The 25,969-nt window shown below is 62.1% G+C and carries 26 protein-coding genes and 1 pseudogene; 12 read left to right on the top strand and 15 right to left on the bottom strand.

Annotation, left to right across the window (positions count from 1 at the left end; genetic code table 11):
* Positions 1-2 precede the first annotated feature (2 nt).
* Complete coding sequence (gene pyk, locus M1D78_RS16170) at positions 3-1,454, bottom strand: pyruvate kinase (RefSeq protein ID WP_437421008.1); 1,452 nt, start codon at positions 1,452-1,454, stop codon at positions 3-5.
* Between the two features lie 175 nt (positions 1,455-1,629).
* Here pyk and M1D78_RS16165 point away from each other — a divergent pair, with 175 nt between their 5' ends.
* The 3 genes and pseudogenes from M1D78_RS16165 to M1D78_RS16155 all read left to right on the top strand — a co-directional run bounded on the left by M1D78_RS16165 (position 1,630) and on the right by M1D78_RS16155 (position 2,953).
* The gene (locus M1D78_RS16165; RefSeq protein ID WP_437421007.1) at positions 1,630-2,007 is read left to right on the top strand and encodes a tetratricopeptide repeat protein; all 378 of its coding nucleotides are present in this window, start codon (positions 1,630-1,632) and stop codon (positions 2,005-2,007) included.
* Between the two features lie 36 nt (positions 2,008-2,043).
* A pseudogene (locus tag M1D78_RS16160) lies at positions 2,044-2,473 on the top strand (DUF4124 domain-containing protein).
* A 48-nt stretch (positions 2,474-2,521) separates the two neighbouring features.
* Entirely contained in the window at positions 2,522-2,953 is a 432-nt protein-coding gene (locus M1D78_RS16155; RefSeq protein WP_437421005.1) for a PilZ domain-containing protein, read from the top strand.
* Positions 2,954-2,957: 4 nt separating this feature from the next.
* Here the strand turns inward: M1D78_RS16155 and M1D78_RS16150 are convergent, their stop codons facing one another.
* The 6 genes from M1D78_RS16150 to M1D78_RS16125 are packed head-to-tail and all read right to left on the bottom strand — an operon-like array spanning position 2,958 to position 9,757.
* Entirely contained in the window at positions 2,958-4,286 is a 1,329-nt protein-coding gene (locus M1D78_RS16150; RefSeq protein ID WP_437421004.1) for a DUF58 domain-containing protein, read from the bottom strand.
* Positions 4,287-4,311: 25 nt separating this feature from the next.
* A complete protein-coding gene (locus M1D78_RS16145) occupies positions 4,312-5,316 on the bottom strand; it encodes an AAA family ATPase (protein WP_437421003.1) in 1,005 nt (334 codons plus the stop codon).
* Complete coding sequence (locus tag M1D78_RS16140; protein ID WP_437421002.1) at positions 5,313-6,476, bottom strand: DUF4350 domain-containing protein; 1,164 nt, start codon at positions 6,474-6,476, stop codon at positions 5,313-5,315. The genes M1D78_RS16145 and M1D78_RS16140 overlap by 4 nt, the downstream gene beginning before the upstream one ends.
* On the bottom strand, positions 6,473-8,038 hold the full coding sequence (locus M1D78_RS16135) for a DUF4129 domain-containing protein (protein ID WP_437421001.1): 1,566 nt from the start codon (positions 8,036-8,038) through the stop codon (positions 6,473-6,475). Before M1D78_RS16135 ends, M1D78_RS16140 begins: the two co-directional genes overlap by 4 nt.
* A complete protein-coding gene (locus tag M1D78_RS16130; protein WP_437421000.1) occupies positions 8,025-9,008 on the bottom strand; it encodes a stage II sporulation protein M in 984 nt (327 codons plus the stop codon). Before M1D78_RS16130 ends, M1D78_RS16135 begins: the two co-directional genes overlap by 14 nt.
* On the bottom strand, positions 9,005-9,757 hold the full coding sequence (locus M1D78_RS16125) for an RDD family protein (protein ID WP_437420999.1): 753 nt from the start codon (positions 9,755-9,757) through the stop codon (positions 9,005-9,007). The genes M1D78_RS16130 and M1D78_RS16125 overlap by 4 nt, the downstream gene beginning before the upstream one ends.
* A 170-nt stretch (positions 9,758-9,927) precedes the next feature.
* On the opposite strand from M1D78_RS16125, the gene sbcB reads away from it, so the two are divergent.
* Entirely contained in the window at positions 9,928-11,364 is a 1,437-nt protein-coding gene (gene sbcB / locus M1D78_RS16120; RefSeq protein ID WP_437420998.1) for an exodeoxyribonuclease I, read from the top strand.
* A 54-nt stretch (positions 11,365-11,418) separates the two neighbouring features.
* Here the strand turns inward: sbcB and mvaT are convergent, their stop codons facing one another.
* Positions 11,419-11,796, bottom strand: coding sequence for a histone-like nucleoid-structuring protein MvaT (gene mvaT, locus M1D78_RS16115; protein WP_437420997.1), 378 nt, complete (start codon positions 11,794-11,796; stop codon positions 11,419-11,421).
* A gap of 373 nt (positions 11,797-12,169) precedes the next feature.
* Here mvaT and purU point away from each other — a divergent pair, with 373 nt between their 5' ends.
* From purU to M1D78_RS16100, 3 genes are read left to right on the top strand one after another with little or no spacing between them, the layout of a single operon-like run.
* Positions 12,170-13,021, top strand: coding sequence for a formyltetrahydrofolate deformylase (purU, locus tag M1D78_RS16110; protein WP_437420996.1), 852 nt, complete (start codon positions 12,170-12,172; stop codon positions 13,019-13,021).
* Between the two features lie 18 nt (positions 13,022-13,039).
* Positions 13,040-13,294, top strand: a complete 255-nt coding sequence (locus M1D78_RS16105; protein ID WP_437420995.1) for a hypothetical protein — start codon at positions 13,040-13,042, stop codon at positions 13,292-13,294.
* Positions 13,284-14,756, top strand: a complete 1,473-nt coding sequence (locus tag M1D78_RS16100; RefSeq protein ID WP_437420994.1) for a helicase HerA-like domain-containing protein — start codon at positions 13,284-13,286, stop codon at positions 14,754-14,756. Before M1D78_RS16105 ends, M1D78_RS16100 begins: the two co-directional genes overlap by 11 nt.
* Before the next feature lie 49 nt (positions 14,757-14,805).
* On the opposite strand, the gene M1D78_RS16095 is transcribed toward M1D78_RS16100, so the two are convergent.
* The 3 genes from M1D78_RS16095 to yaaA all read right to left on the bottom strand — a co-directional run bounded on the left by M1D78_RS16095 (position 14,806) and on the right by yaaA (position 18,100).
* Positions 14,806-15,021, bottom strand: a complete 216-nt coding sequence (locus M1D78_RS16095; protein WP_437420993.1) for a hypothetical protein — start codon at positions 15,019-15,021, stop codon at positions 14,806-14,808.
* 270 nt (positions 15,022-15,291) lie between these two features.
* Positions 15,292-16,734, bottom strand: coding sequence for a mannose-1-phosphate guanylyltransferase/mannose-6-phosphate isomerase (locus tag M1D78_RS16090; RefSeq protein ID WP_437420992.1), 1,443 nt, complete (start codon positions 16,732-16,734; stop codon positions 15,292-15,294).
* Between the two features lie 589 nt (positions 16,735-17,323).
* A complete protein-coding gene (gene yaaA / locus M1D78_RS16085; RefSeq protein WP_437420991.1) occupies positions 17,324-18,100 on the bottom strand; it encodes a peroxide stress protein YaaA in 777 nt (258 codons plus the stop codon).
* Between the two features lie 135 nt (positions 18,101-18,235).
* Between yaaA and dmeF the strand changes: the two genes are divergently transcribed.
* The 5 genes from dmeF (at position 18,236) to moaE (ending at position 22,133) form a co-directional block, all read left to right on the top strand.
* Complete coding sequence (gene dmeF / locus M1D78_RS16080; protein ID WP_437420990.1) at positions 18,236-19,222, top strand: CDF family Co(II)/Ni(II) efflux transporter DmeF; 987 nt, start codon at positions 18,236-18,238, stop codon at positions 19,220-19,222.
* A gap of 255 nt (positions 19,223-19,477) precedes the next feature.
* The gene (locus tag M1D78_RS16075; RefSeq protein WP_437420989.1) at positions 19,478-20,866 is read left to right on the top strand and encodes a PhoH family protein; all 1,389 of its coding nucleotides are present in this window, start codon (positions 19,478-19,480) and stop codon (positions 20,864-20,866) included.
* Positions 20,867-20,962: 96 nt separating this feature from the next.
* Complete coding sequence (gene moaC / locus M1D78_RS16070) at positions 20,963-21,433, top strand: cyclic pyranopterin monophosphate synthase MoaC (RefSeq protein ID WP_437420988.1); 471 nt, start codon at positions 20,963-20,965, stop codon at positions 21,431-21,433.
* On the top strand, positions 21,430-21,678 hold the full coding sequence (locus M1D78_RS16065) for a MoaD/ThiS family protein (RefSeq protein ID WP_437420987.1): 249 nt from the start codon (positions 21,430-21,432) through the stop codon (positions 21,676-21,678). Before moaC ends, M1D78_RS16065 begins: the two co-directional genes overlap by 4 nt.
* Positions 21,679-21,680: 2 nt before the next feature.
* Positions 21,681-22,133, top strand: a complete 453-nt coding sequence (moaE, locus tag M1D78_RS16060) for a molybdopterin synthase catalytic subunit MoaE (RefSeq protein ID WP_437420986.1) — start codon at positions 21,681-21,683, stop codon at positions 22,131-22,133.
* Here moaE and M1D78_RS16055 read toward each other — a convergent pair whose 3' ends face one another.
* The 4 genes from M1D78_RS16055 to M1D78_RS16040 form a co-directional block, all read right to left on the bottom strand.
* On the bottom strand, positions 22,134-22,298 hold the full coding sequence (locus M1D78_RS16055; RefSeq protein WP_437420985.1) for a hypothetical protein: 165 nt from the start codon (positions 22,296-22,298) through the stop codon (positions 22,134-22,136).
* 130 nt (positions 22,299-22,428) lie between these two features.
* The gene (rhlB, locus tag M1D78_RS16050; protein ID WP_437420984.1) at positions 22,429-23,841 is read right to left on the bottom strand and encodes an ATP-dependent RNA helicase RhlB; all 1,413 of its coding nucleotides are present in this window, start codon (positions 23,839-23,841) and stop codon (positions 22,429-22,431) included.
* A gap of 101 nt (positions 23,842-23,942) precedes the next feature.
* Entirely contained in the window at positions 23,943-24,878 is a 936-nt protein-coding gene (locus M1D78_RS16045) for a GGDEF domain-containing protein (protein WP_437420983.1), read from the bottom strand.
* Between the two features lie 167 nt (positions 24,879-25,045).
* Positions 25,046-25,702, bottom strand: coding sequence for an alpha/beta hydrolase (locus tag M1D78_RS16040; protein ID WP_437420982.1), 657 nt, complete (start codon positions 25,700-25,702; stop codon positions 25,046-25,048).
* Positions 25,703-25,969 lie beyond the last annotated feature (267 nt).

Raw genomic sequence — 25,969 nt, 5'->3', positions numbered from 1 at the left:
ACTCAGGTCAGCGAGTCGCCAACCCGCAGGATCTTCATGGTGTTGGTGCCGCCGGTGCCGTGGTAGGTGTCGCCCTTGGTCAGGATCACCCAGTCGCCGATGCTGACGATGTTGCGTTGCAGCAGTTCGTCGACGGCCGCCTGGCTGACCTTGTCTGCCGGCAGCGCGGCCGGGTCGAAGGGGATGGTCTGCACGCCTCGGAACATGGCGACGCGCGCCTGGGTTTCGCGATGCGGCGAGAACGCGAAAATCGGCACCGAGGAGCGAATGCGCGACATGATCAGCGGGGTGTAGCCACTTTCGGTCAGGCTGATGATCGCCTTGACGCCCGGGAAGTGGTTGGCGGTGTACATCGCTGCCAGCGCAGTGCTCTCATCGCTGCGCTCGAAGCGCTGGCCGAGTCGGTGGCCGGATTTGATGCTCGTCGGGTGTTTCTCGGCGCCGCAGCACACGCGTGCCATCGCCTTGATCGCTTCGACCGGGTACTCGCCGGCGGCGCTTTCAGCCGACAGCATCACCGCGTCGGTGTAGTCGAGCACCGCGTTGGCTACATCGGAGACCTCGGCGCGCGTCGGCATGGGGTTTTGGATCATCGACTCCATCATCTGCGTTGCGGTGATCACCACCTTGTTGTTGCGACGCGCGTGCAGAATGATCTTCTTCTGGATACCTACCAGCTCCGCGTCACCGATCTCGACGCCCAGATCACCGCGCGCGACCATTACGCCATCACTGGCGCGGATTAGCCCATCCAGGGCTTCGTCGTCGGCGACCGCCTCGGCGCGTTCGATCTTGGCGATCAGCCAGGCGTTGGAGCCAGCTTCGTCGCGTAGCCGACGGGCCAGCTCCATGTCGGCCGCATCGCGCGGAAAGGAGACGGCCAGGTAATCCAGGTTCATGTCCGCGGCGAGCTTGATGTCGGCCTTGTCCTTGGCGGTCAATGCGGGGGCCGTCAGGCCGCCCCCGCGGCGGTTGATACCCTTGTTGTCCGACAGCGGGCCGCCGATCAGCACGGTGCAATGCAGTTCGTCGGCGGTGGCGTTGTCCACGCGCATGACCACGCGGCCATCGTCGAGCAGCAGTTCGTCACCGATGCTGCAATCTTTGACCAAGTCGGGGTAGTCGATGCCGACGATTTCTTGGGTGCCGGCGTCGCGCGGGTGGGTGACCGAGAAACGAAAACTGTCCCCTTCGGCCAACTCGATGCGCTTATTTGTGAATTTGGCGATGCGGATCTTCGGGCCCTGCAGATCGCCCAGCAGTGCGACGAAGCGCCCGTGCTTGGCGGCGATGTCCCGTACCAGTTGCGCTCGGGCGCGGTGCTCGTCGGGACCGCCGTGGGAGAAGTTCAGCCGGGCAACGTCGAGCCCGGCAAGGATCATCTTTTCCAGCACTTCCGGCGAGCTACTGGCCGGGCCCAGGGTGGCGACGATTTTGGTACGGCGCGAGATCATGCAAAGGCTCCTGTTCGAGAATGGGCCGGAGGCTACTATGCCGGGCGGCTGTAGTCATCGTCGGCCTTCACTACTCTTTGCCCGCTGCGCATCGGTGAAACTGGCCAGCCAGGCGCTCAGCGGCGTTGGAGTTTTCCAACTGCCGGTCGATACACGGCCATCGGAGGATCTACCCATGCGCACTCTTTTCATACTCGTTCTCGCCACCCTGAGCGTCGGTTGCAGCAGCCGAAGTGCGCTCGATCGGCATCTCGACAGCGCCTACAAGCAATACGAGCTCGGCAACTGCGACCAGGTCATGCTCGAACTGTCCCAGGCCGAACGGCGCAGCCGTCCGCGGGACAATCTGCAGCCGGAAATATCGCTCTTGCGCGGCCAGTGCCTGGAGCGCCAGGGACTGTTCGTCGATGCGGTGGAGACCTATCGCTTCATCAGTTCGCGTTACCCGGCGAGCGAATATGCCTTTCGGGGGCGCGCCAGGCTGGAGACGTTGCGCCAGTTGGGGCACTATCAGCCCGAGGAGCGAGTGGTCACCACCGCCGTGAAACCCTGAAGCGGATCGGCCGTACGGCCGGTCGGGAAGGAACCCATGCACCGATTGCTGATCCTGTTCGCGGGACTGTCGTTTTCATCGTTATCCAGCGCTGAGATCTATCGCTGGGTCGACCCGCAGGGAAACGTGCATTTCGAGTCCCGGCCTCGCCCGGGCGCCGAGCAGGTCGAAGTACGTCCCCAGGTCATCGAGCGCGATGACGCGACCCGCGAGCGCGAGGCCCGCACCGAGCGTTTTTTTCGATGCCAGACGGGAGGAACAGGCCGCGGCCGAGCGCCAGGCGGGAGAACAGCAGCGCAAGCGCCGTCAGGCGTGTGATCGGTTGCGTCACGAGCTGGCGCAGCTGAGTCACGGCGGGCGCTACTTCCGCCTCGATGCAAAGGGTGAGCGTGTCTACTACAGTGAGGATGAGGTAGGGGCGGCACGGCGGCAGTTGGCCAGTCGTATAAGTCAGAACTGCGGCTGAGTGGCCGGAACGGCGGCAGCGTACACACTTGGTGGCAGGCCCGGAACGATGAACATGCTCAACCAGCGCAGCATCCAGCGACACCAGTTGCCCTATTACCTGAACGTTTTCAATCGCTACACGGACAAGCCGCTGGGCTTCATCGGCAACCTGTCCGAAGGCGGCCTGATGCTCATCAGCCCCTATCCAATGATGACCGATGTACGGTTCGACATGCGCCTGAAGATCCCAGGCCAGCACGGCCAGCTGCGCTGCGTCGATTTCAGCGCGACTTGCATGTGGTCGCGCGAAGACGTCACCCCCGGGAGTTTCGACTCGGGCTTTGCGCTGATCTCGCCGCCAGCGGAGATCCGCGACATGATCGATGCGCTGCATCACTACTTCAGCTTTCGCCCGATCCAACACATTCCACCAGCGCGCCTGCCGCGTAGCGAGCCGCCGGCCAGCCGGGTCGATCAGGATCGCTGCCACGGAACCTGACGGCCTAGAGCACCCCGCCTTTTTTCCAGGCCAGATAGCGGCTGATCAGCGCTGGCCCAAGCTCCTGCGGGCGGGCGTCGAGCACCGGCACGCCTTGCCCGGCCAATCGCTCATGCAGACGGTTGCGAGCCGCCAGGTATTCCATCGCACCGCAGTAGTCCAACGCGTCGTTGAAGCCGGCCACTGGTTGTTGACGCAGATCGTCCAGTACTTGCTCGCGCAGGCTCACCACCAGGACTCGGTGGCGCCTTGAAAGCTGGCGAACGGCGGCCAGCAGGCTGTCATCGTCCTCGTCGCGCAGATTGCTGATCATCACGACCAGCGCACGGCGTTTCTGCCGGCTCAGCACATCGGCCGCGGCCTGCTCGTAGTCCGCCGGTAACTGGCTGTTTTCCAGATCGTAAACACCGTTGAGTAAGGCATTCAGCTGCGCTTGCCCATTGGCCGGGGCGATGTGGCGCTGTCGTGGAGCGGCAAAAGTATGGCAACCGATGGCGTCGCCCTGCCGCAGCGCGACGTAGCTGAGCAGCAGGGCGGCGTTCAGAGCATGGTCGAAGTGCGACAGGACGTCGTCCTGGCTGCGCATGCGGCGGCCGCAATCGAGCAGCAGCAGGATCTGCTGGTCGCGTTCGTCTTGGTACTCGCGCGCGATAGGGATGCGTTTGCGCGCCGTGGCCTTCCAGTCGATCTGCCGTGTGGTGTCGCCTTCGCGAAACTCGCGCAACTGGTGGAAATCCATGCCCAGCCCTCGGCGCTGTCGCTGGCGCACGCCCAGCCGGCTCAGCCAGCTGTCGACAGCCATTAACGGCGCCCCGTGAAGGCGTGTGAAATCGGGGTAGACACGCGCCTGCGAAGGCAGCGGCACGTGGCGGCGCTGGCGCCAGAGCCGCCATCCGCTGTCGAGGCGTATTTCGCAGCGGTCAAACGGATGCTGGCCTCGGCGTTCAGGACAGACCTGGTAGACCATTCGTGCGTGCTGCCCCGGCTGCAGCACGAGGCGCTGTGGCAGTGCCTGGGTGCGAAAGGTGGCCGGCGGATGGTCGAATACGTCCAGCCTCAGCAGATGCTCGCCCCCACCGAGAAGCAGTTCTACGTCGTGCCAGCGGCCTAGCGCCAGGTTGGTTGGAAGGGCGCGTTGAACCTCGGGCGATGGCAGCCGGCGCAGGGCTCGCCAATCAAAGGCGGCAACCAGTGCCAGGCATAGCAGCAGACCCCACCAGGCAGCGTTGACTGCGCGGGGCAGCGTGTAGCCGAGGGCGTTCGGCACGCCGATCACAACGCCGAGTGCCAATAAGAACGCAACCGCCCGAAGCAAATGTCTGGAGGGGGTCATCGTGGCGTCTGAATGGGTGAGGTGTTCACAGGCGGGGCGCCGCGATCTGGTCAAGCAACTGCAGCAGGACCTGATCCACCGAGGTGCCCTCGATCTCCAGTTCTGGCGATAGCCTGACGCGATGCCTCAGCACGGCCAGGGCGCACCCCTTGATGTCATCGGGGATGACGAAGTCACCGCCGCGCAGCAGCGCACGTGCTCGTCCGCAGCGGACCAGAGCAATGGAAGCGCGTGGTCCAGCGCCAAGCGACAGGCCTGGCCAGTCGCGCGTAGCCCTGGCGAGGCGCACGGCGTAGTCGAGTACTTGATCATCGATTGGCAGGTCACTGGCGATCTTCTGGAGCGCCTGTACGTCTTTTGCCTGGAGCATGACCCGCAAGCCGCTGACTTCGATGATGTCGGCGCGCGCCGAGCGAGTCGCCTGGCGGACCAGTTGCTGTTCTTCGTCGGCGTGCGGGTAGTCCATGCGCAGCATCAGCATGAAGCGGTCCAGCTCAGCCTCCGGTAGGGGGTAGGTGCCTTCCTGCTCGATCGGGTTCTGCGTCGCCATGACGAGAAAAGGTTGCGGTGCCGCCAGCGCGCGCCCTTCGAGCGTCACCTGACGCTCCTGCATCACTTCGAGCAGCGCGGCCTGGGTTTTTGCAGGGGCGCGGTTGATTTCATCGGCCAGCAACAGGTTGGTGAATACCGGCCCTTTACGCAGCTTGAACTGCTCGGTCGCCAAGTCGTAGACCGCATGCCCGGTGATGTCGCTGGGCATCAGATCCGGCGTGAACTGTATGCGCGCGAAATCGCCCCCGAAGCAGCGCGCCAGCGCCCGAACCAGCAGGGTCTTGCCCAGCCCCGGCACGCCTTCGACAAGCACGTGGCCGGCTGCGACGAGTGCGGTCAGGACGCCGTCGACGACCTCGTGCTGTCCAATAACGGCCTTGTGGAGTTCCTGGCGCAGCGCTTGTACCAGTTGGCTGGCACGCTCTCGCTGACTGCTCGGATTGAGGGAGGCTTGTGGTTCGCCTGTGGCTTCGCTCATAGGGAGTTCCTGATGCGTTGCAGGTACGCGACCTGACGGGTGAATTCAGCGGCGCTGACTGCTTTGGCGGGGCGGGTCAGGGCCTGCTCGATAAGGTGGTCGGGCAGTTGGGTGAGCGACGCCAGACGGCGGCACTGTTCGTCGTGCGGCAGATGCTCGAAGTTAGGATGGCCCGCGCGGATCAGTCGGCGGATGTCGCTTTGCAGCGTGTCGAGCAGGTGGCGCTGGCCGGCGCGACGGTAAAGGAAATCTGCGCCGGCACGCAGATGTTCGTGAAGGCGCCGCCGGCTGCGTTCGTGCGTTTCGATCAACGGGCCGTGACGCTGGCCGACATGCCAGGCACCCAACAGGATCAACAGCAGTAATGCCGCCAGCACCTCGGGAAAATGGCGGAGCAACTGCTGAACGAGGCCGTCGTGCTGCGTGTCGTAGGCGAGCTGGACGTCGCGGTTCTGGGTCAGATACCAGAGCAGCCAGGCGTGGTCGTAGCGGCCGATGTTCGCGTTTTGCCAGAGCCAGGCGTCGGTGAGCGCGGTGACCAGCCCCTGGCCATGAGCCAACTGCAGCATGTGCGTCGCATCATCGCTGTTGGCCCAGGCGTGGGCACGATGACCGGCATCGTACAGGTGGAAGCGAGTATCGAAGGCGAGGAAGGCGGGTGCGTCCTCGTTTTCCAGAAACAGGCGAGTCAGCCGTGGCTGTTGTGGGTGTTCTTCGGTGGCGGTGCCGCCCTCGGCAGGCTCGGTCGACGCCTCGTGCTGCTGCAGTTCCAGCGCATCGAGCAGGAGGTCGCCGCTGCGTTCGGTCGTTTCCTCCCAGAGCTGCTCGGCGACGAAGATCAGATGCCCGCCTTGCTCGACCCATGCAAGCAGGCGCCTGGTCTGTGCGGGTGTCATCTTGCTGCGGTCGCCAAGCAGGAGCAGCACTTGGCCGGCCGGCGGCTGCTCGGTCAAACCATCGAGGCCAACGGAGCGCGCGACGGGACGGCCCTGACTCTCGAGGAACAGGCGGGCTGCCAGATAGGGGTCGGCCGCCGCTTCGGGTGCAGGCCCGTGCTCGACCACTTCCTCATACGGGGTGGCTTTGCTCACCAGATAGGCCAGTCCTGCGCCGATCAGCAGGGCCGCCGCAATTATGACCAGTACCGTGCGCCGGCTCATGGCGTGGCTCCCTGAAACAACTCTCGCCAGCGCTGGCAAAGCTGAGCGGCGGTTTCGTCTGGGGGCAGGCGGTGGCCGTAGGCAATGCCGAGCCAATGCCCGGTCACGGTTTCGACGTAATGCTGAAGTGCCGGCGGTTCATGGCGCGTCAGCGTCAACACCTCACCCTCCGTGTGCGCCGCCAGTAGCGGGATTCGATGGTGATGCAACAGGCGGCTGAGCAGTGCGCGATAGAGCAGCCCTAGCGCTTCGCGCGGATGTTCGTTCCAGAGCCGTTCCACGGCATCAGGGACGTCGTCGGGCAGGCGCTCGGGCGCGAGGTCTAGGCCGAATAACTGCGGCGGATGCATTCGATGCGGCTTGGCAGGGCGCGGCAGGCGCCGGACGTGCAGGGCGATCCAGCTACGGTAACGCCAGAGCACGAAAGCAATCAGCGCGAACAGTGCGCACCACAGCAAGGCCTCGATGACCAATGCGAGGCTGTCGAAGCCAGCGCCTGGACCATCGGTCCGTAGCAGAGACTCAATCAGCCGTTGCAGCCAGTCGGGCGCCTGCTCCGTGTCGTCTTCGCCGAAACGCCAGCGGGTCACCGTTTCGCGGTTACGAAAGGGTGGTTGGTCCAGCAATGCTGTGATCTGCTGACGTGCCGCCTGGCTTGTCAGCGGTTGCTTGAGCAAGCGGTCGTCCTCGGGGCTGGCTTCGGGCAACGACTGCTGCACGGCGGTACGTGGGGCCGGCGCGGCATCAGCGTGGGCCGGTTCGGCGGGAATCAGCAGCGCCAGGCTGAAACCGATCACCAGCAGTGCAGCGATTGGCTGCAGGCGCTCGCGCAGACGTCGGAAGCTCAACTCGATGTCCCAGGCCTCGAGCACGGTGCGTCGGTTGAGGTAAAGGCTAAAGCCGCAGGCGATGTAGATCGGTTCCCAGACGATGAGCACCAGCGCATAGAGCAGGTTGGACAGATGCTCGGCCCACAGCCATTCGTCGCTCAGGCCGATCAGGTCCTGCCAGTTCCAGTCGGCCAGCACCTGTGCCGGAATCAACAGGTAGAGCAGCGCCAGCAGGCCCAGCCACAGCGCGCCTTCCAGATGCATGCCGACGAGCGTCAACCCGCTTGCGGTGCCGCTGTTACGCTGCCCGAGCACGGCCAGCCGTCGCGCACGCACGGTACCGGACAGGCCTTCGAGCTGGATCACCGGCAGGTCGAAGCTGCGCGTCAGGCTGAAGCGCCGCCAGATGAGGCTGGAAAACCATTGCGGCCGCAGCAGGCCCGGCAATGCCTTGGCACATTGGCGCAAGGTCGGTGTGTCGCCGAACAACGAGCTGGACAGGATGAATAGCGGTAGGCGCTCGAACAGCGGCTTGAGCCACCAGAACAGCAGCAGCGAGAGCGACGGATGTTGCCAGAGTACGAGGCTTAAGAGGGCGAACACCGGCAGGGTGAGTAGCGCCCAACTGAGTACCAGTAACCCTAGCTGGCGACGCGCCATGAGGACGCCGAGGTCGAGCGCCTCCCAGGCGCTGCGTGGGCGGACTGCCAGGTTGATATCACTCAGGCGCATGTCGCGTCCTGCCGCTCAAGATCAGATAGAAACCAACCGCTAGCCAGAGCAGCGCTCCAACAGCGTATTTGACGGCAGGGCTGGCGAAGGTCATCGACGACCAATAGGCCTCGATGAAGGCCGCGATTAGGAGGAAGAGCGTCGCACCGGCGATCATCCGGACGGCCCGGTTCGCCGCTTGCCGCAGCGCTTCGGCGCGACGCAGGCGGCCCGGTGCGATCAGCGCGGCGCCTAATCTCAGGCCCGCTGCGCCGGCGAGCGTGATAGCGGTCAACTCGAAGGCGCCATGGCCGATGACGAATGACCAGAACGGTTGGTGATAGCCGATTCCGGTGAGATGGCCGGCGACCGCGCCGATCACCAGGCCGTTGAAAATAAGGTAGAACAGGCTGCCCAGGCCGAACAGCAGGCCGCCAGCAAAGGTCTGGAACGCGATGCCGATGTTGTTCATCACGTAATAGCCGAACATTACCCAGTCATCGCCGGAACTGCGCTCGCCGAAACGACCGAGGCGACTGGCGTCCGGGTCGTACATTGCCTCCATTTCACGGACTTGGTCGGGGCTGATCAGGCTGTAGACGAGGTCAGGGAAGGCCAGCACCAGCGTGCCCATCCCGAACAGGCAGAGATAGAACGCCAGGCTGGCCGTCAGAACATATCGCCACTCGCTACGTACCAGCCTGCCGAAGCCGCCCAACACAAAGCCCAGCAGCCGACCAGCCAGCGGGCTGCGATGTCGGTAAAGCTGCTGATGCCCACGTTGCGCCAGCTGCTGCAGGTATTCCATGGCATGCGGGCTGTAACCGCGTGCCTGGGCCAGCGCCAAGTGCTGGCAGATGCGTCGATAGGCGGCAGGAAAACCGGCGAGGCCGTTGGCCTGCCGGGCTTTGCCGTGTTCCAGCGCGCGCAGGCTGTCATCGAACGCCTGCCATTCGCGCTGATGCTGCTGTTCGAACAGGCTCTGTTTCATGGCTGCCCCATCAGGCCGCGCGCAATGCCGTTGATCCGGGCCTCGGCCTGGTCAGGCCGTACAGCGAGCGGTTCGGCAATCAGGCCAGCCAGCTCCTGGCGTCGCTCAGCGGACAGGCTGCCCTGCCGTTCGGCGAAGCCGACCAAGGCCTGCTGCTCCGCCTGGCTCAGCGGGAACGGGGCAGTGCAGCTCGTTGCTTCTGGTAGCTGCGGGCGTTCAAGTGGGCGTTCGCTATAGACAACCAAGGTGCCGGCCGCCAGGTCGCCCAGGCGCTTGAAGGCGGGGTGCCACAGGCACGACAGCGCGCCGAGGAAATAGCCGAAAGGCAGCAGATCGACAAAGCGCAGCAAGTTGCGTGTCAGGGACGATGCCCAGCCGACCGGGGTACCGTCATCATGTATTACCCGCAGCCCAAGCCAGCGCTTGCCCGGCGTTCGACCCTGGTAGAGCACTTCGAACAGGACCATGTACCACCACTGCACGAGAAACAGCAGCAGGGCGCCGACGCCCAGGCCGAACTTGCCAAGCGCCCCGAGCCCTAATCCCATGATCAGCACGATCACCGCACGGATCACCAGATCCACGGCGAACGCAAGTGCGCGCGGGACCAGCCCCGCGGGCCGAAGCAGCAGGTCGACGCCCTCCGGGGTTTCGACCCGGAAGCGGTTGTCCAGCAGTGGCTGGGAGTCGGTGGCGACCTGCACTAAAGGTACTCGCGAGCGGTGTGGCGCAGATGCTATGCGGTGCATGAGGGGTTGAGCAACGTTCCAGATGCAATCGCGGGCCTGCGGGGGTAGATGAGGGCGAAACTTGTGAAGCGCGCCCGTCCCGGATGGATTCACAAGCAGGTGGCGGCGCTGGAACCCCTGTCAGGAGTCGGGCGCGCTAGACTGGGCCCCCGTTCGACAAGGAGTCTTTCGTGACGCCGAGCATTTTTTGGTACGACTTCGAAACCACCGGCATTTCACCGCGTTGCGATCGCCCGCTGCAGGTCGCCGGGATACGCACCAACGAGGCGCTCGAGGAAGTCGGTGAGCCGCTGAATCTGTACTGTCGGCTCAGTGACGACATACTGCCTCACCCCGCGGCCTGCCAGGTCACCGGCATTACGCCGAAAATCCTGGAAGAGAAGGGGCTGGCGGAAGCGGAGTTCATCGAGCGCCTGCATGCCCAACTGGCCCGCCCTGGAACCTGCGGCGCGGGCTACAACACGCTGCGCTTCGATGACGAGGTGCTGCGCTACAGCCTGTATCGCAACTTTCACGATCCTTATGCTCGCGAATGGCAGGGCGGCAATAGCCGTTGGGACCTGATCGACCTAGTGCGCACCGCGTATGCGCTGCGCCCAGAAGGTTTGCATTGGCCTGAAGAGGAGGGCCGGGTCACGCTGAAACTGGAGCGGCTGAGCGAGGCTAACGGGCTCGAACATCTTCAAGCACACGACGCGCTGTCCGATGTGCGCGCCACTATCGGTCTGGCCCGATTGATTCGTGACCGCCAACCGCGCCTCTACGAATACCTTTACCGCCTGCGTCGCAAGACAGCCGTGGTAGACCAGGTGCGGCTGCTCGAGCCGATGGTCCACGTCTCGGGGCGTTTTTCCGCCGCCCGGCATTATCTGTCGGTCGTGCTTCCTATGGCCTGGCATCCACGCAATCGCAACGCCTTGATCGTCTGCGATCTGAATTCGGAGTGCGGCCCATTATGGGAAGAAAGCGGAGACGCGCTGCGTGAGCGGCTTTATACGCGACGTGCTGACCTGGGTTCCGAGCACCCTGTGCCATTGAAGCTGCTGCACGTCAATCGCTGTCCGGTTATCGCGCCCATGAGCGTATTGCGGCCATCGGATATCGAACGGCTCGGTATCGAATTGTCATGTTGTGAAGAGCGGGCCGAAGAACTCCGCCGTCGGCAGGTCGACTGGCTGCCAAAACTCGCCGACATTTATCGGGATGACCCGTTCGATGGACTGGATGATCCGGAGCAACAACTTTATGACGGATTTATCGGTGATCGAGACAAGGGCCTGTGCGAGCAGGTTAGAACGTTGGCCGAGCATTGTTCGTCCTCGTTGCCGTTCGACGATCCGCGTTTGCCGGAACTGCACTTTCGCTACCGGGCTCGCAACTTTCCGAACAGCCTTTCCAGCGAAGAAGCTCGTCGCTGGGCGGACTTCTGTCGCCACCGGTTGACCCTACCGGAGTTCGGGGCGCCCAATACGCTGGCGCAATTCGAGCGGAACCTGAGAGAGGCGCTTGGGGCGGTAACGAGCGATCAAGCGAAAGTGCTGGAACAATGGGCCGTACATGCCCAACAGTTGCGGCAGCGATTCGGTTTGCCGTTGAACGATGCTTGAAATAAAAAAGCCATCCGACTTGCATCGGATGGCTTTTGGGTGAGGCTGGGTTCGTTAACCGAGCAGCGTTGCCCAGCTTTCGACCTCATCGGAGCCCCACTGGGCTTTCCATTCTTTAAGCGTCTTGTGATTGCCGCCTTTGGTTTCAATCACTTCGCCATTGTGCGGATTCTTGTATTGCTTGACGCGGCGAGCGCGCTTGGCCGCTGCCGGCGCTTTGGCCGCGCGGGAGGGCTTGTTGTTGCGGGCATCTGGATCCAGCAGCGCAATGATGTCGCGAAGAGACTTCTGGTACTCGCCCATCAGTTCACGCAGCTTGCCCTCGAACTCGAGTTCTTTTTTAAGTTTTTCGTCTGCGGAGAGCGATTTCAGGCGTTCCTGAAGTTCCTTGATGGCTTCTTCAGTGGCGCGGTATTCATTGATCAGCGACATGTCACTTCCTTGGAATAGGTTGGAACGCAAGTGTTGGCAATGATAGACAGGCATCCGGTACAAGTAAATATAGTTTGCCTGGAGAATTTGTTTCTGGTTTAAAACCCGGCGTGGACGTTTTCGAAAGTTTGCACGCTGTGCCAATCCCAGTTCCGGCTGTTTAATATTTTCGATTTTGAGAGGAATCGCCGGGCCTGAAGTTCGCAGCGAGCGTTTCGCACCGCCTCGATTCCCCCATTGTTCTTGTGGTCGAGCGATTGGAGCGCGATGCCCTTGGGTGCGGCCGATCCATGGAGTGGCTGAATAATATGGTGGCGCTTTTCCGCGCTGCGTTAGAATGCGGCCTCTTTTTTACAGGTCGGAGTTTCCGTTAATGCGCACTTTCAGGCTGGTTATCGCCTGCCCCGATGGCGTTGGCATTGTGGCCAAGGTCAGTAACTTTTTGGCGACCTATAACGGCTGGATCACCGAAGCCAACCACCACTCCGACCACCAAAGCGGTTGGTTTTTCATGCGCCATGAAATTCGCGCGGATTCGCTGCCATTTGATCTCGACGGTTTTCGCCAGGCGTTCTCACCCATCGCCCGTGAGTTTTCCATGGAATGGCGCATTACCGATTCCGAGCAGCGCAAGCGTGTCGTGTTAATGGCCAGCCGCGAGTCGCATTGCCTGGCGGACCTGCTCCATCGTTGGCATAGCGGCGAGCTGGACTGTGACATCCCTTGCGTCATTTCCAACCATGACGACCTGCGAAGCATGGTCGAGTGGCATGGCATCCCCTATTTCCACGTGCCGGTCGAGCCGGGGCGCAAGCAGGAGGCGTTCGCGGAAGTCACGCGCCTGGTTCGTGAACAACGGGCCGACGTCATCGTGCTTGCCCGTTACATGCAAATCCTCCCCGCCGAGCTTTGCGGCGAGTTCGCGCAGCGGGTGATCAACATCCACCACAGTTTTCTGCCGTCCTTCGTCGGGGCGAAGCCTTATCACCAAGCGTCGTTGCGAGGCGTCAAGCTGATCGGCGCGACCTGCCACTACGTCACCGAGGAGCTGGACGCCGGCCCGATCATCGAGCAGGACGTAGTGCGTGTCAGCCACCGCGACAGCATCGAAGACATGGTGCGTCTGGGCAAGGACGTGGAAAAAATGGTGCTGTCGCGGGGTTTGCGCTATCACCTTGAAGAGCGCGTGCTGGTGCACAGCAACAAAACCATGGTGTTCAACTGATAACGACCGGAGCCGGAGATGAGCGATCCACTGGACAAGGCCTCGGCCGTCGCGCCGCCGATCATCGGCAGCGGCTGCACGCAGCGCTACGATCCGAATGCTATGGACGGGGCTACCGGCACCACCTTTCCTGACGCTCGCCAGCTCTGGCAGCGCATGCATGGTGGCCGCCCGGCTGGCGATGCTAATGCACACGAGGGGCGGCCTGAGTCGCCTTGCGGGGTTGGCGAAACGCATTCCGCAGTTCGCTCGGAGGTAACCGATGGAAGGTAAAGACACGCTGGTACTTGGGGCGGATATGAGGGGCGATGCCGTCGGCCACCCGCTCCGCCTCGCCAATCGCCATGGATTGATTGCCGGCGCAACAGGCACGGGCAAGACCGTCACCCTGCAGCGCCTGGCCGAAGCGTTCAGTGACGCCGGCGTCGCAGTCTTCGCTGCCGACATCAAGGGAGACCTGTGCGGGCTGGCCGCGGCCGGTGTGCCGCAGGGCAAGATCGCCGAGCGCATCGCCAGCATGCCGTGGCTGAACCATCGCCCCCAGGCTTATCCCGTTACGCTCTGGGACATCGAGGGCGCTGCCGGCCATCCGCTGCGCACTACGCTGACCGAGATGGGGCCGCTGTTGTTGGGCAACCTGCTCGAACTGACCGATAGCCAGCAGGCCGCGTTGTATGCCGCGTTCAAGGTGGCCGATCGCGAAGCGTTGCTGTTGCTCGATCTGAAAGATTTGAAGGCGTTGCTCAACCATTTGCGGTCACACCCCGAATGGCTCGGCGATGATGCCGCTCTACTCAATGCCGGCTCGGTGCAGGCACTGCTCCGGCGCCTTGCAACGCTCGAGCAGCAGGGCGCCGAAGCGCTCTTCGGCGAGCCGGCACTGGAGCTGGGCGACATCCTGCGCCCCGATGCTGACGGGCGAGGGCGCATCCATCTGCTCGACGCCACCCGCCTTGTCCACGATTCGCCCAAGGTCTACGCCACTTTCCTGCTATGGCTGCTAGCCGAGTTGTTCGAGCAGCTGCCGGAGCGAGGGGACGCGGATCGGCCGCTGTTGGCGCTGTTCTTCGACGAGGCGCATCTGCTGTTCAATGACACGCCGAAAGCGCTTCAGGAGCGGCTCATTCAGGTCGTAAGGCTGATCCGTTCCAAAGGGGTTGGTGTGTACTTCGTCACCCAGTCACCGTCCGATTTGCCTGATGAGGTATTGGCGCAGCTCGGTTTGCGCGTCCAGCATGGCCTGCGTGCCTACACCGTGCGCGAGCAGAAGGCGCTGCGTGCTGTGGCGGATGGGTTTCGGGCAAACCCGGCATTTTCTTCACTCGATGTACTGGTCGACCTGGGGATTGGCGAGGCGCTGCTCGGTGGTCTGGAGAGCAACGGGACGCCGGCGATGGTCGAGCGTGTGGCGATTGCTCCGCCGCAATCGCGCGTAGGGCCGCTCAGTGATCAGGAGCGCAAGGCCATCATCTTGGCTTCGCCGTTGCGAGCACGTTATGAAAAGGCCGTCGACCGCGAGTCGGCGTATGAAATCCTTACGGAGCGCGCAGCCCAGGCGGCACGTGAAGGCGAGGCGACAAGTACGAAAACGCAGACCGCAAGCAGCAAGGCTGGCGATGCGCTAGGTGACCTGGCCGGGCGGGTGCTCAAGAGTGCCGTCCAGCAGGCAGCCAACCAATTCGGGCGGCAACTGGTCAGAGGGCTAATGGGCTCATTGCTCGGAAAGCGGCGCTGATCTGATTAGATATGTCTGTCCGGCACAAGATGTATGCCGGGCCATTGCATTAAGGCTTTTCGGCATCCGCGATTGGCGCCGCCAACTCTTTTTCCATCTTTTCCAACTCTTGCTGGAACACCTGGTCCTGTACGGTGGGTTTTTTGCGCCAGCGTTTGCGCTCCGGCTCGGGTTGTGCGGCATAGGTGGTAATTTCGCCACCGTAAATCGCCTGGAAGCGAGTGGCCTGACGTTCGAGTTCTGCGCGAAGTTCGTCTTTCGTCACGTAACGATATTTCCTTTGTAACCATCAATTGGATAGGCGGCGTTTGCCGACAACAGTCGCCTCGTTATTTAAGGGATGGGCGACTTTATTTCAAGTTGGTAATGCGCAGAATCCCTATCGCAAGTGGTGAGACCGCTTCGGCAGTCGTTTTACAAACGTGCTTGCCTGGCATGCCAGGTTTAGGCGGGGCGATGACTTTGCTCGCCTGGATTTAAGCATGGCGCATAAAAAACGCGCCGGTGCGGCGCGTTTTTTCGAGCGGTAAAGTGATTAGCGAGCGGATTGCTTTTCTGATTCCGGAGCGCGTCCGTAAACGTCGTCGAGTCGCTCGATGTCATCCTCGCCGAGGTAGCTGCCGGACTGCACTTCGATGATTTCCAGCGGAATCTTGCCGGGATTAGCCAGGCGGTGGATGGACGTGATTGGAATGTAAGTCGATTGGTTCTCGGTCAGTAGGAACGTTTTGTCGTTACAAGTGACCTGCGCGGTACCCGAGACCACGATCCAGTGTTCCGCACGGTGGTGGTGCATCTGCAAGGACAGCTGTGCGCCTGGATTGACGCAGATGCGCTTGACCTGGAAGCGACCGCCCATGTCGACCGAGTCGTACCAGCCCCACGGGCGATAGACGGCGCAGTGGTTTTGAGTTTCGGAGCGCTTCATGGCGTCGAGCTTGTTCACCAGCTTCTTGACGTCCTGAACCTTATCTTTATGCGCGATCATGGTCGCGTCCTTGGTCTCGACGACGACGATATTGTCCAGGCCGACCACGGTGACGAGCTTGCCATTGCCATGGACCAGGCAGTTGCGGCTGTCTTCGACGATGACGTCGCCGCGGGTCACGTTGCCGTTTTCGTCTTTCTCCAGCACATCCCAGAGCGAGGACCAGGAACCCACATCGCTCCAGCCTGCAGACATCGGGACGACGCAGGCCAGGTCGGTTTTCTCCATCACGGCGTAGTCAATGGAGTTGTCTGGGCAGCAGGCGAAGGTGGCCGGATCGATCAGTACTTCCTGGCCATTCTTGGCGCTGCGCTCCAGCGCAACCCAGCAGGTATCGTAGATGTCCGGGTCGTGCTTCTTCAGTTCATCGAGGAAGACGCTGGCACGGAACAGGAACATGCCGCTGTTCCAGAAGTAATTGCCTGAATCGACGTACTCCTGGGCGCGCACCTCGTCGGGCTTCTCCACGAACTGGGCGACGCGGCTGACGCCTTCCGGTAGCCCGTTGCGTTCCGCCGTGTCGCACTTGATGTAGCCATAGCCGGTTTCCGGGCTGGTCGCAGGTATGCCGAACAGCACCATGCCGCCGTTCTCGGCGGCATTGGTCGCCAATGCCAGCGAACGCTGGAAGGCTTTGTGATCTTCGATGACATGATCTGCCGGCAGCACCAGCAGTAATTCGTCGCGCCCATCGGCAAGTAGTTTCATGGCCGCCATAGCGATGGCCGGCGCGGTGTTGCGGCCAAAGGGCTCGAGCATGAGGCCTTGGGTCTCGAGTTTGCGAGCGGCCAGTTGCTCCTTGACGATGAACCGGTGTTCCTTGTTGCAGACCAGCAGCGGCGGCTGCATGCCCTCGAAGGCAAGGCGTTCGATGGTTTGCTGGAAAAGGGTCTGCTCGGCGGTAAGCGCGAGGAATTGCTTGGGGAACGCCTTGCGCGAAAGGGGCCAGAGCCGTGAGCCGCTACCGCCTGAAAGAATGACCGGAATCATGTCGTATCTCCTGAATCGTTTGAGAAGGGTAAGTTCTTCTTGTCCATTACAGCGCCCCATCGAAGGGCTACCGGATGCGTCTTGGTCGGGCCTTCAGGTGCCGCGCGCCATCGATTTGCTTTCCCTTGAACGGAAAACACCTTCGGTGCGAACTGCTTGCTCCGAGCCTGAATGTCTGGATGCCTTGCGCCTCACCGCCGTGCTCGGCAGGTTGACGTCGAGGTGAATGGCGCGGCCCGGTGTGATCGCTGCGCATCTGGCGCCGCAACACCCCTGGGCGATGGTTTGGGTCGATATCCTGCTGCGTTCGATTCGGGTGGCCAGAGACCGTGCTACCCGGACGGGATGGCTGTCTGGCCGGTGTTTCCGATCCCTTGGCATGCTCATGAGCGACGTCCCTTTGCGTCCGCAATGTCGATACGCGCTTATGAACCCGAAGGCGGTGGGATAGTTCCCTAGAGGCTTACCGCTGATCGGCAAGATGAATGGGGACGGGAAACGGGTCACTCAAATGAAGGTGGCCGGGCTGCAGGTGGGGAGGACGGAGAGATTGCCCGCGCCGGGCGGCGCGAGCAGGCGGGTACGACGATCAGGCCGGAGCGTCTCGCAGGAACACAAGGTGGTCCGCTCGGGATTGCTCGGGGCTGTAGCGATAACCGTCATAGTCGAACGCGAGCAATTGGTCCGGGCGTTCGATGCGCTCCTTGATCACGAAGCGCGTCATGAGTCCGCGTGCTTTCTTCGCATAAAACGAGATGATCTTGTACTGGCCGTTCTTCAGGTCCTTGAAATCGACGTCGATCACGCGCGCCGACAAGGCACTGCGCTTCACCGCTCCGAAATACTCGTTCGACGCCAGGTTCAGCAGCACATCGTCACCTTGTTCGAGCAGGGCCTGGTTGAGCCATTCGCTGATACGCTCGCCCCAAAAGGCGTAGAGGTCCTTGCCACGAGGATTGGCCAGCTTCGTGCCCATCTCGAGCCGGTAAGGCTGCATGAGATCAAGCGGGCGCAGCACACCATAGAGCCCGGAGAGCATCCGCAGGTGCTTCTGTGCGAAGTCGAAGTCCACTTCGCTGAAGTCGTTAGCGTTGAGGCCGGTGTAGACGTCGCCCTTGAAGGCGAGCAGGGCCTGCTTGGCGTTGTCCTGCGTGAACGAGGGCGTCCAGCTGCCGTAGCGTGCGACGTTGAGCGCGGCAAGCTTGTCGGACAGGTGCATCAGTTCGCCGATCTGGGCAGGCGTCATGTCGCGAAGCTGCTCGATGAGAACCTGAGCATCGTCGAGATGCTCGGGCTGGGTAAAGCGGTGGGTGGTGGGCGGGGTGTCGTAATTCAGGGTCTTGGCCGGCGAAATCACCATCAGCATGCGTCGGTCTCCTTGCAAGAGCGACGATTCTAGGCGCTATGACCTCTACGGCTCCAGCTATGGTGTCGATTGAGCCAGGGTTGACGGCTGCCCTGGTACAACGCGCAAGCTAGATGCAACTAAACGGAGTGCTTCATGACTGATTGTGACCATTCGAGCTGGGCACCTTCCCATCATTACCGGCCGCTGGAGCGCCGGGCGGAACGGCGTACTTGGGCGGTGGTTGCGCTGACCGGTGTGACCATGGTGGCAGAGATCGTTGCGGGCTACCTGTTCAACTCCATGGCGCTGTTGGCCGATGGCTGGCACATGGCATCTCACATGGTCGCCATTGGCATGGCGGCATTCGCTTATGCGCTCGCGCGGCGCTATGCCAGCGATCGACGATTTGCTTTTGGAACATGGAAGATCGAGGTGCTTGCCGGGTTCTCCAGTGCCGTGCTGCTGGTGTTGGTGGCGCTGATGATGATCGGCGAGTCGGTGTCGCGACTATGGGCGCCAGCGACAATTGGTTTCGATGAAGCCTTGTGGGTCGCGGCGTTAGGTCTACTGGTCAACCTGGCCTCGGCCTGGTTGCTCCGGGACGAACACGGACATGATCATGGACACGCTGCGCATGATCACCACGACCACGACCACGACCACGACCACGACTCGGGTTCAGCCCATGGGCGGGATCTCAACCGTCACGCAGCCTTCATCCATGTTCTGACCGACGCTTTTACGTCCGTCGCAGCGATCGCCGCCCTGCTTGGCGGCAAGTATCTGGGCTGGGGCTGGCTGGACCCGCTGATGGGCATCATCGGCGCACTGGTGATTCTGGTGTGGGCCAAGGGCCTGTTGCGTGATACCGCCAAAGCGTTGCTGGACCGGGAGATGGACGATCCGATCGTCGAGCGCGTTCGTCAGCGTCTCGAGGCCGTTCACGACACGGAGGTGACCGATCTACACCTATGGAGGGTAGGGCGGGCGCAGTACAGCTGCATTGTCAGCGTGGTGACTCACGAGCCGCACGCGCCGGACCATTACAAGGCAGTGCTGGCAGGTATGCCGGAGTTGGTACACGTGACCGCCGAGGTGAATCGGTGCGAAAAGGCGCACCGGGTTGATCCGTCAGCCTAGTCGGCTGCCAAGTGGTCGCCAAGGCCTATTCGTCGCGCTGTAAAAAAAATCTCATCTGGCTGAAAAAGACTTTTTCCTGTCATCTGTTTTGCGGTATTACCGAATCAAGACCGCCGGAACCTGCACCTCAGGTGGCGGCCTCTGGGTGGCCCCAATCCGCTGCCACTCAAGTCCGCTCACCTCGGCGCACGGCGGTTTCTCTTCGGCGGAGCGCATTCGGCTCTCCGTCGGCAGGCTCCGAAAAGGTGATCGCGTATGGATGACTACGGCAGACCCCGCGCTACTCAGCCCACCCTCTATGTTCTCGATACCAACGTCCTGATCCACGACCCCAACGCGTTGCTGAACTTCCAGGAGCATCAAGTCGCCATCCCAATGACCGTTCTTGAAGAGCTCGACCAGCTCAAGACCGGCAAACATTCGGTGGCGGCCGAGTGTCGCCAGGCTATCCGCCTGATCGACAAGGTGCTGGGCAACGCCACGCCCGAGGAAGTAGAGCTCGGCGTACCGATCCAGAGGGAAAAGAGCGGACCGTGCGGGAGCTTGTCGATCCTGATGAGCAAGGGCGCCGATTCCAGTGCATTACCGGAAGACCTGAACGACAACAAAATCATCAACCAGGTCGTCGACCTGCAACGTCGCAGCGGCGGCGTCCCGGTGGTACTCGTTACCAACGATATCAACATGCGCCTGAAAGCCCGGGCGTGCGGTGTCGCCGCCGAGGATTACCAGACCGACAAGTTGGTCGATGATGTGGGTCAACTGTCGCGGGGTTACCACAGCCTGACCGGTTCCTTCTGGGATCGCGTGAGCAAGGTCGACACCCACCAGGGACATGGTCGCACCTGGCACCGCGTTCAACTGATCGACAACTTGCCGGCAGTCCATGTCAACGAGTTCATCCTGGACGAGCAGGGCTTCGTTGGTTGGATCAAGGGCATTAAGGCCGACGAGTTGCTGCTGCTCGATATGCACCAGGAGCCGTTGCTGCATCAGGAAGCCTGGGGCTTGCGCCCGCGCGACATTCACCAGGCACTCGCGTTGTTTGCCCTGCTGGATCCAGACATCCACTTGGTGAATCTCTCGGGCGCCGCGGGTTCAGGCAAGACCATCCTGGCGCTGGCTGCTGCGATCGAACAGACCGTAGTCAGCAAGCGCTACCGCCGCATCATCGCCACGCGCAGCGTGCAGGGGCTCGACGAAGACATCGGCTTTCTGCCGGGTACCGAGGCCGAGAAGATGGAGCCCTGGCTCGGCGCGATCACCGATAACCTCGAAGCGCTGCACATGGATGATGAAAGCACGCACGGCAGCGTCGACTACATCCTGCAGAAGGTGCCCCTGCAGTTCAAATCGCTGAACTACATCCGCGGGCGCAGCTTCCAGCAGAGCCTGATTCTCATCGACGAATGCCAGAACCTGACGCCGCACCAGATGAAGACCATCATCACCCGTGCGGGCAACGGCTCGAAGGTGGTATGCCTCGGCAATCTGGCGCAGATCGACACGCCTTATCTGTCGGCAACCAGTTCGGGCCTGACCTACCTGACCGAGCGCTTCAAGGACTTTCCGCACGGCATGCACATCACGCTGCAAGGCGTGCCGCGTTCAGTGCTCGCCGAGTACGCCGAAGCGCATATGTAGCGCAGCAGGCCACACGCTGGGACCCTGGGCTGAGATCGAGGGCTTCCAGCGTCCGGCTGGGTTAACATCGCTCCTTCGATTTTCAAGGAGCCTTCCATGCTCACCCATCTCGATTCCCAGGGGCGCGCCAATATGATCGACGTCACCGCCAAGGCCGTCACGGCCCGTGAGGCGGTGGCCGAAGCCAGGGTTCGTATGCAGCCTGAAACGCTGCAGATGATTCAGGAGGGCGGCCACCCCAAGGGCGACGTGTTCGCCGTGGCCCGCATCGCCGGCATCCAGGCGGCGAAAAAAACCCATGACCTCATCCCGCTGTGTCATCCACTGATGCTCACCAGCATCAAACTGGACCTGCAGGCCGAAGGCGCCGATTGTGTGCGTATCGAGGCGAGGTGCAAGCTGGCCGGTCAGACCGGTGTGGAAATGGAAGCGCTGACAGCGGCGAGCATCGCAGCCTTGACCATCTATGACATGTGCAAGGCCGTCGACAAGGGCATGGTGATCGAGTCGGTTCGCCTGCTAGAAAAGGTGGGCGGCAAAAGCGGACATTGGCAGGTGCGTGCATGATCTCGATTCAATATTTCGCCCGCTATCGGGAAGCGCTCGGCAGCGACGGCGAGGCGCTGGAGTGGGATCCGTCGCTGCGCCGGCTCGACGATGTCCGTCAGCGATTGGTGGCGCGCGGTGGCGAATGGTCGGTGCTCGCCGAGCAGAACCTGATGTGCGCGCGTAACCAGGAACTCTGCGATGTGCAGGAGCCAGTGGTCGATGGCGACGAGATTGCGTTCTTTCCAACCGTGACCGGGGGCTGACCATGGGCGTACGCATCCAGGAGGATCCCTTTGATCCTGGGGCTGAACTTAATGCCATGCATTCTGCCAATCACGGAGTCGGCGCTGTGGCTGGGTTCGTTGGCTATGTGCGCGATTTCAACGATGGCGAGGATGTCGCGGGCATGTTTCTCGAGCATGCGCCGGGCATGACCGAGAAGGCGCTGCAGAAGATCATCGATGAGGCCAATGAACGCTGGCCACTGCTCAGGCTAGACATCCTGCACCGTGTCGGCATGCTCGAACCGGGCGAACCGATCGTCTTCGTCGCTGCGGCAAGTGCGCATCGCGAGGCAGCGTTCGATGGGTGCCGTTTCGTCATGGACTATCTGAAGACACGCGCGCCGTTCTGGAAAAAAGAGCAGACGCCGTCTGGCCCACGCTGGGTTGAGGGTCGCAGCAGCGATCAGGATGCCGCGCAGCGCTGGAAGCGCTGATCAACCGAAGGCGATCTGAAGTTTGTAGAGCAGCGTGGACGGCATCGACATGATGCCGAGCGCCAGCAGGGCAACGCCCCAGTTCCGCTCGCGGAAGTTGAAGCCCGTGCCCATCAGCACGAAGCTGGTCAAGATGAGCAGCAACATCAGGTGGGTAGTGTTCATGTGCCGACCTCCTGCCACCGGTACTCATGTCACTTTAGGCGCTTTGCCCAAGTGCGGCATGACCCCGATCAGTGGAGCAGGCAGGAAGTGCAAAAAAAGCGAAGCTGCCAGGCTTCGCTTTTTTTGCCGTTCAACGGCGCGGTGGAACGGGCGCTAGCAACTCGGCCGGAGGCATCTCGCAACTGATCTTTCGCCCAAGCAGCGCTTCGATGGCTGGCAGCGCGAAGGCGTCATCTTCGCCGGCGAAGCTGATTGACGTGCCGCTCGCGCCGGCGCGGCCGGTACGGCCAATACGGTGGACGTAATCGTCCGGCACTTCCGGCAGGGTGAAGTTGATGACGTGACTGATACCGTCGACATGGATGCCGCGGCCGGCCACGTCGGTCGCGACCATGACCCTGATCTTCCCCTCTCGAAAGCCTTCCAGCGCACGGATGCGTTTGTGTTGCGGAACGTCGCCGGACATCTGTACTGCGCTGATACCGTCACGGGTCAACCGTTCCTCGATGCGGCGTACTTCGTCCTTGCGGTTGGCGAAGACCATTACGCGCGTCCAGTCGTTACGAGTGATGAGGTTGTAGAGCAGCTTGTACTTGTCGCTGCCTGCCACGGCGTAAACGTGTTGTTCGACGGTATCGCTGGCGACATGTTCGGCTTCGATTTCGACGATGGCCGGGTCGGTCGTCCACTGCTTGGCGAGGTTCATCACGTCGTCGGTGAAGGTGGCAGAGAACAGCAGCGTCTGGCGCTCACTCTTAGGCGGGGTCTGTCGGATGATCTGGCGCACCTGCGGGATGAAGCCCATGTCGAGCATGCGGTCGGCTTCGTCGAGCACCAGAACCTCGACCATGTCCAGATGAACTTCGCCACGCTGGTGGAAGTCCAGCAGGCGGCCCGGGGTGGCCACTAGAATGTCGCAGTAGCGGGACTCGAGCGCCTTGAGCTGCTTGTCGAAGTCCATCCCGCCAACGAAGTTCATGACGTTGAGCCCGGTGTACTTGGTCAGGTTCTCCGCGTCCTTGGCGATCTGGACGACGAGCTCACGGGTCGGTGCGATGATCAGCGCGCGCGGCTCGCCCATGTAGCGGTCGCTGGGTGGCGGCGTCTGCAGCAGCTGGGTAATGGTCGAGATAAGAAAGGCCGCCGTCTTGCCGGTCCCGGTCTGCGCACGGCCGATGGCATCGCGGCCCTTGAGCGTGAAGCCCAGCACCTGCGCTTGAATTGGCGTGCAGTAGGGAAACCCCAGGTCATGGATGGCATGCATCAGGTCCGGGGCCAAGTTGAAGTCGTGAAACCGCGTTTTGCCTTCGGCAGGTTCCACGGCGAAATCTTCGATTTTCCAAGGCGCCACGGGCGGTACCGCGGGTTTACGGTTTTTCTGCCGGCGCGGCCTGGACGGCGCTTGTGCCTCGCTCGCAGGCTCGGCTACCTCGGGCTCGGCCTCGATTGCCTGGGCATGCGCGTCTTGAACCGGCTGCAGGGGCTGTTCTGGTTGGTCGGCTGTCTTGCCTTTGCCGAACATGTTCTTGAGTGCTTTGAGCACGGTCGTCTCATCTATTAATGTCGAAGGTCCGCCGGGCAGTGTAATGCAATAAGCACATACGGCGAAGCATTGCGCTGAGCGCTGACGATAGCAGCGGCGGCTTAGCCGCAGACGCGGTTTCGCCCGCCTGCCTTGGCCTGGTACAGCGCACTGTCTGCGATTTGGATCAGCGCGTCGAGGCTATCGCTCGGCTGCATGGGTGCGACGCCGATCGAGATGGTGACCCCAGGCAGCGTGCCGATAGGCGACGGGAAGGTACTGACCTGCTCGAGGCTTGAACGAAGCCGTTCGCCAACATTACGCGCATCGGCAAGGGCCATATCCGGAAGCAGGATGACGAACTCTTCGCCGCCGTATCGCACCAGGCTGTCGGCGGGGCGCAACTGCTTGGTTAGGGTGTCGACGACGAGGCAAAGCGCATGGTCTCCCGCCAGGTGGCCATGCCGGTCGTTGTATTCCTTGAAATTGTCGACGTCCAGCATCAGCAGCGACAGGGGTTGGAAGTTGAACGCGCAGCGGGTGCTTTCGCGGCTGTAGATGTGCTCAAGCCAGCGCCGGTTGAACGAGCCGGTGAGGGTGTCGACATTGGCATTCTGCTCGCTATTGATGATCAGCCGGTCGCTCAGGCGTACACGCTGGCAGAGCAGTTGAGCCAGGTTCTGCATCAGTTGCGGCGAGCGCGTGAGTAGCTCGATGGACCGACGATGCAGGCGCAGCACCGTAGTGGGCTCCAGCGCGACGACGTAGGCCGAGGGCGGCAGGTCGTCCATGAAGCTGATCTCACCGGCGCAGTCCCCGGCCTCGATGGCGCGTACCTGATGGCCGTCCAGCGAATCGAGGTGGACGCCGAGGCGACCGTTCAATACGAGATAAAGGTGGTGGTTGTGCTCGTGCGGCGACAACAGAACATCGCCCGTATCGACCAGGCAGGCTTCGAAGACTTCTTGCAATAGGCGCAAGCATGGTTCATCGACGCCTTTCAACAGATGGATCCGCTCTAGGTGGCCCAGCTCGGCTCTCCACGGCGCAAGCTTCATGACCCAGCACTCGGTTCGGGTGGTGTCGTCATGATGTCGATATCGCTCCGTGACCTAGAAAGGCGATGGCCGGACGACGAACGTTTCGGCCTATGCACCTGAATCGCAAGCGTAGCCGGTCTCAGGCGATCGAGCAGGCGTGCGCCGTCACATTTTCCACCGGCACTCTAACCGAGCCTTGCGGCAAGCCAGTCGCCGATGTCGCGGATTTCCTCGGGCAGAACCTCGTGGCCCATCGGGTATTCCTTCCATTCGGCCTGTACCTCGTTAGCTAGCAGGCAGTCGTAAGCCGCGCGCCCCATGGCGTTGGGTACGACCTCGTCCTGCGAGCCGTGCAGGCTCAATACCCGCCGGCCGGCATGCGTCGGGGACAGCTGCAGGTCGGTGGCAAAGGTCGGCGCGTAGGTCGACAACGCAATGACGCCCCCGAGCGGGCCAGCCCAGCGAAGGAAAGCGGTGTGATAGACGACCGCGCCGCCTTGGGAGAACCCAGCCAGCAGGATGCGCTTTGGATCGATGCCTGCATTGCGCTGCGCTTCGATCAGGTCGATCACGGTTTGGGCCGACTGCTCGAGCTGAGCTTGGTCGATCGCGCGCGCTGGGCTCATGGCCATGATGTCGTACCAGCTCGGCATGGCCCAGCCACCGTTTATGGTTACCGCTCGGGTCGGTGCCTGTGGCAGAACGAAACGGGTGTTAACCAATCGCTGCTGCAAAAGCTCTGCAACCGGGAGGAAATCGTAACGGTCCGCTCCAAGCCCGTGCAGCCAGATGACGCAGGAATCGGGGGCGCTTGCGGGTTCGATGATCAATGGATCGCTCATTTTGGGGCTCCGTATGAGGTGTGCGCGCCATGTTGGGGCGCGCGAAGTAGACGGTGTGCGTGATAGACGTGAGGTTACCCGGGCGAGCATTCGGTATGAAGCGCCCAGCTGTATCTACCGTCGTTCTTGGCAAATGTGGTACGCCGCTTGCTTTGTCTGGTTCCACCCAGCGCGTCGATGGCTTCGGCAAGCCCGCATGCCAGCGTGCTGGGAAAGTTGCCGATAACCAATCGGCAGCTAGACTCAGGGCTGGTCTTCCGCCGCTTC

It is taken from the genome of Pseudomonas sp. SA195, assembly GCF_054131565.1.
The sequence above is the reverse complement of the archived record's forward strand: the minus strand, read 5'-3'. Positions and strand labels throughout refer to the sequence as shown.

Bases quoted from the DNA above. Each gene is read 5' to 3' on its own strand.
- mvaT (WP_437420997.1), bottom strand. From the start codon at position 11,796: ATGTCGCTGATCAATGAATACCGCGCCACTGAAGAAGCCATCAAGGAA.
- M1D78_RS16100 (WP_437420994.1), top strand. From the start codon at position 13,284: ATGGAAGGTAAAGACACGCTGGTACTTGGGGCGGATATGAGGGGCGAT.
- moaE (WP_437420986.1), top strand. From the start codon at position 21,681: ATGGGCGTACGCATCCAGGAGGATCCCTTTGATCCTGGGGCTGAACTT.
- M1D78_RS16105 (WP_437420995.1), top strand. From the start codon at position 13,040: ATGAGCGATCCACTGGACAAGGCCTCGGCCGTCGCGCCGCCGATCATC.
- M1D78_RS16130 (WP_437421000.1), bottom strand. From the start codon at position 9,008: ATGAAACAGAGCCTGTTCGAACAGCAGCATCAGCGCGAATGGCAGGCG.
- M1D78_RS16150 (WP_437421004.1), bottom strand. From the start codon at position 4,286: ATGACCCCCTCCAGACATTTGCTTCGGGCGGTTGCGTTCTTATTGGCA.
- M1D78_RS16055 (WP_437420985.1), bottom strand. From the start codon at position 22,298: ATGAACACTACCCACCTGATGTTGCTGCTCATCTTGACCAGCTTCGTG.
- M1D78_RS16140 (WP_437421002.1), bottom strand. From the start codon at position 6,476: ATGAGCCGGCGCACGGTACTGGTCATAATTGCGGCGGCCCTGCTGATC.
- M1D78_RS16045 (WP_437420983.1), bottom strand. From the start codon at position 24,878: ATGAAGCTTGCGCCGTGGAGAGCCGAGCTGGGCCACCTAGAGCGGATC.
- yaaA (WP_437420991.1), bottom strand. From the start codon at position 18,100: ATGCTGATGGTGATTTCGCCGGCCAAGACCCTGAATTACGACACCCCG.
- purU (WP_437420996.1), top strand. From the start codon at position 12,170: ATGCGCACTTTCAGGCTGGTTATCGCCTGCCCCGATGGCGTTGGCATT.
- M1D78_RS16165 (WP_437421007.1), top strand. From the start codon at position 1,630: ATGCGCACTCTTTTCATACTCGTTCTCGCCACCCTGAGCGTCGGTTGC.
- M1D78_RS16065 (WP_437420987.1), top strand. From the start codon at position 21,430: ATGATCTCGATTCAATATTTCGCCCGCTATCGGGAAGCGCTCGGCAGC.
- M1D78_RS16135 (WP_437421001.1), bottom strand. From the start codon at position 8,038: ATGCGCCTGAGTGATATCAACCTGGCAGTCCGCCCACGCAGCGCCTGG.
- M1D78_RS16125 (WP_437420999.1), bottom strand. From the start codon at position 9,757: ATGCACCGCATAGCATCTGCGCCACACCGCTCGCGAGTACCTTTAGTG.
- M1D78_RS16040 (WP_437420982.1), bottom strand. From the start codon at position 25,702: ATGAGCGATCCATTGATCATCGAACCCGCAAGCGCCCCCGATTCCTGC.
- M1D78_RS16075 (WP_437420989.1), top strand. From the start codon at position 19,478: ATGGATGACTACGGCAGACCCCGCGCTACTCAGCCCACCCTCTATGTT.
- M1D78_RS16145 (WP_437421003.1), bottom strand. From the start codon at position 5,316: ATGAGCGAAGCCACAGGCGAACCACAAGCCTCCCTCAATCCGAGCAGT.
- M1D78_RS16090 (WP_437420992.1), bottom strand. From the start codon at position 16,734: ATGATTCCGGTCATTCTTTCAGGCGGTAGCGGCTCACGGCTCTGGCCC.
- M1D78_RS16155 (WP_437421005.1), top strand. From the start codon at position 2,522: ATGAACATGCTCAACCAGCGCAGCATCCAGCGACACCAGTTGCCCTAT.
- pyk (WP_437421008.1), bottom strand. From the start codon at position 1,454: ATGATCTCGCGCCGTACCAAAATCGTCGCCACCCTGGGCCCGGCCAGT.
- moaC (WP_437420988.1), top strand. From the start codon at position 20,963: ATGCTCACCCATCTCGATTCCCAGGGGCGCGCCAATATGATCGACGTC.
- dmeF (WP_437420990.1), top strand. From the start codon at position 18,236: ATGACTGATTGTGACCATTCGAGCTGGGCACCTTCCCATCATTACCGG.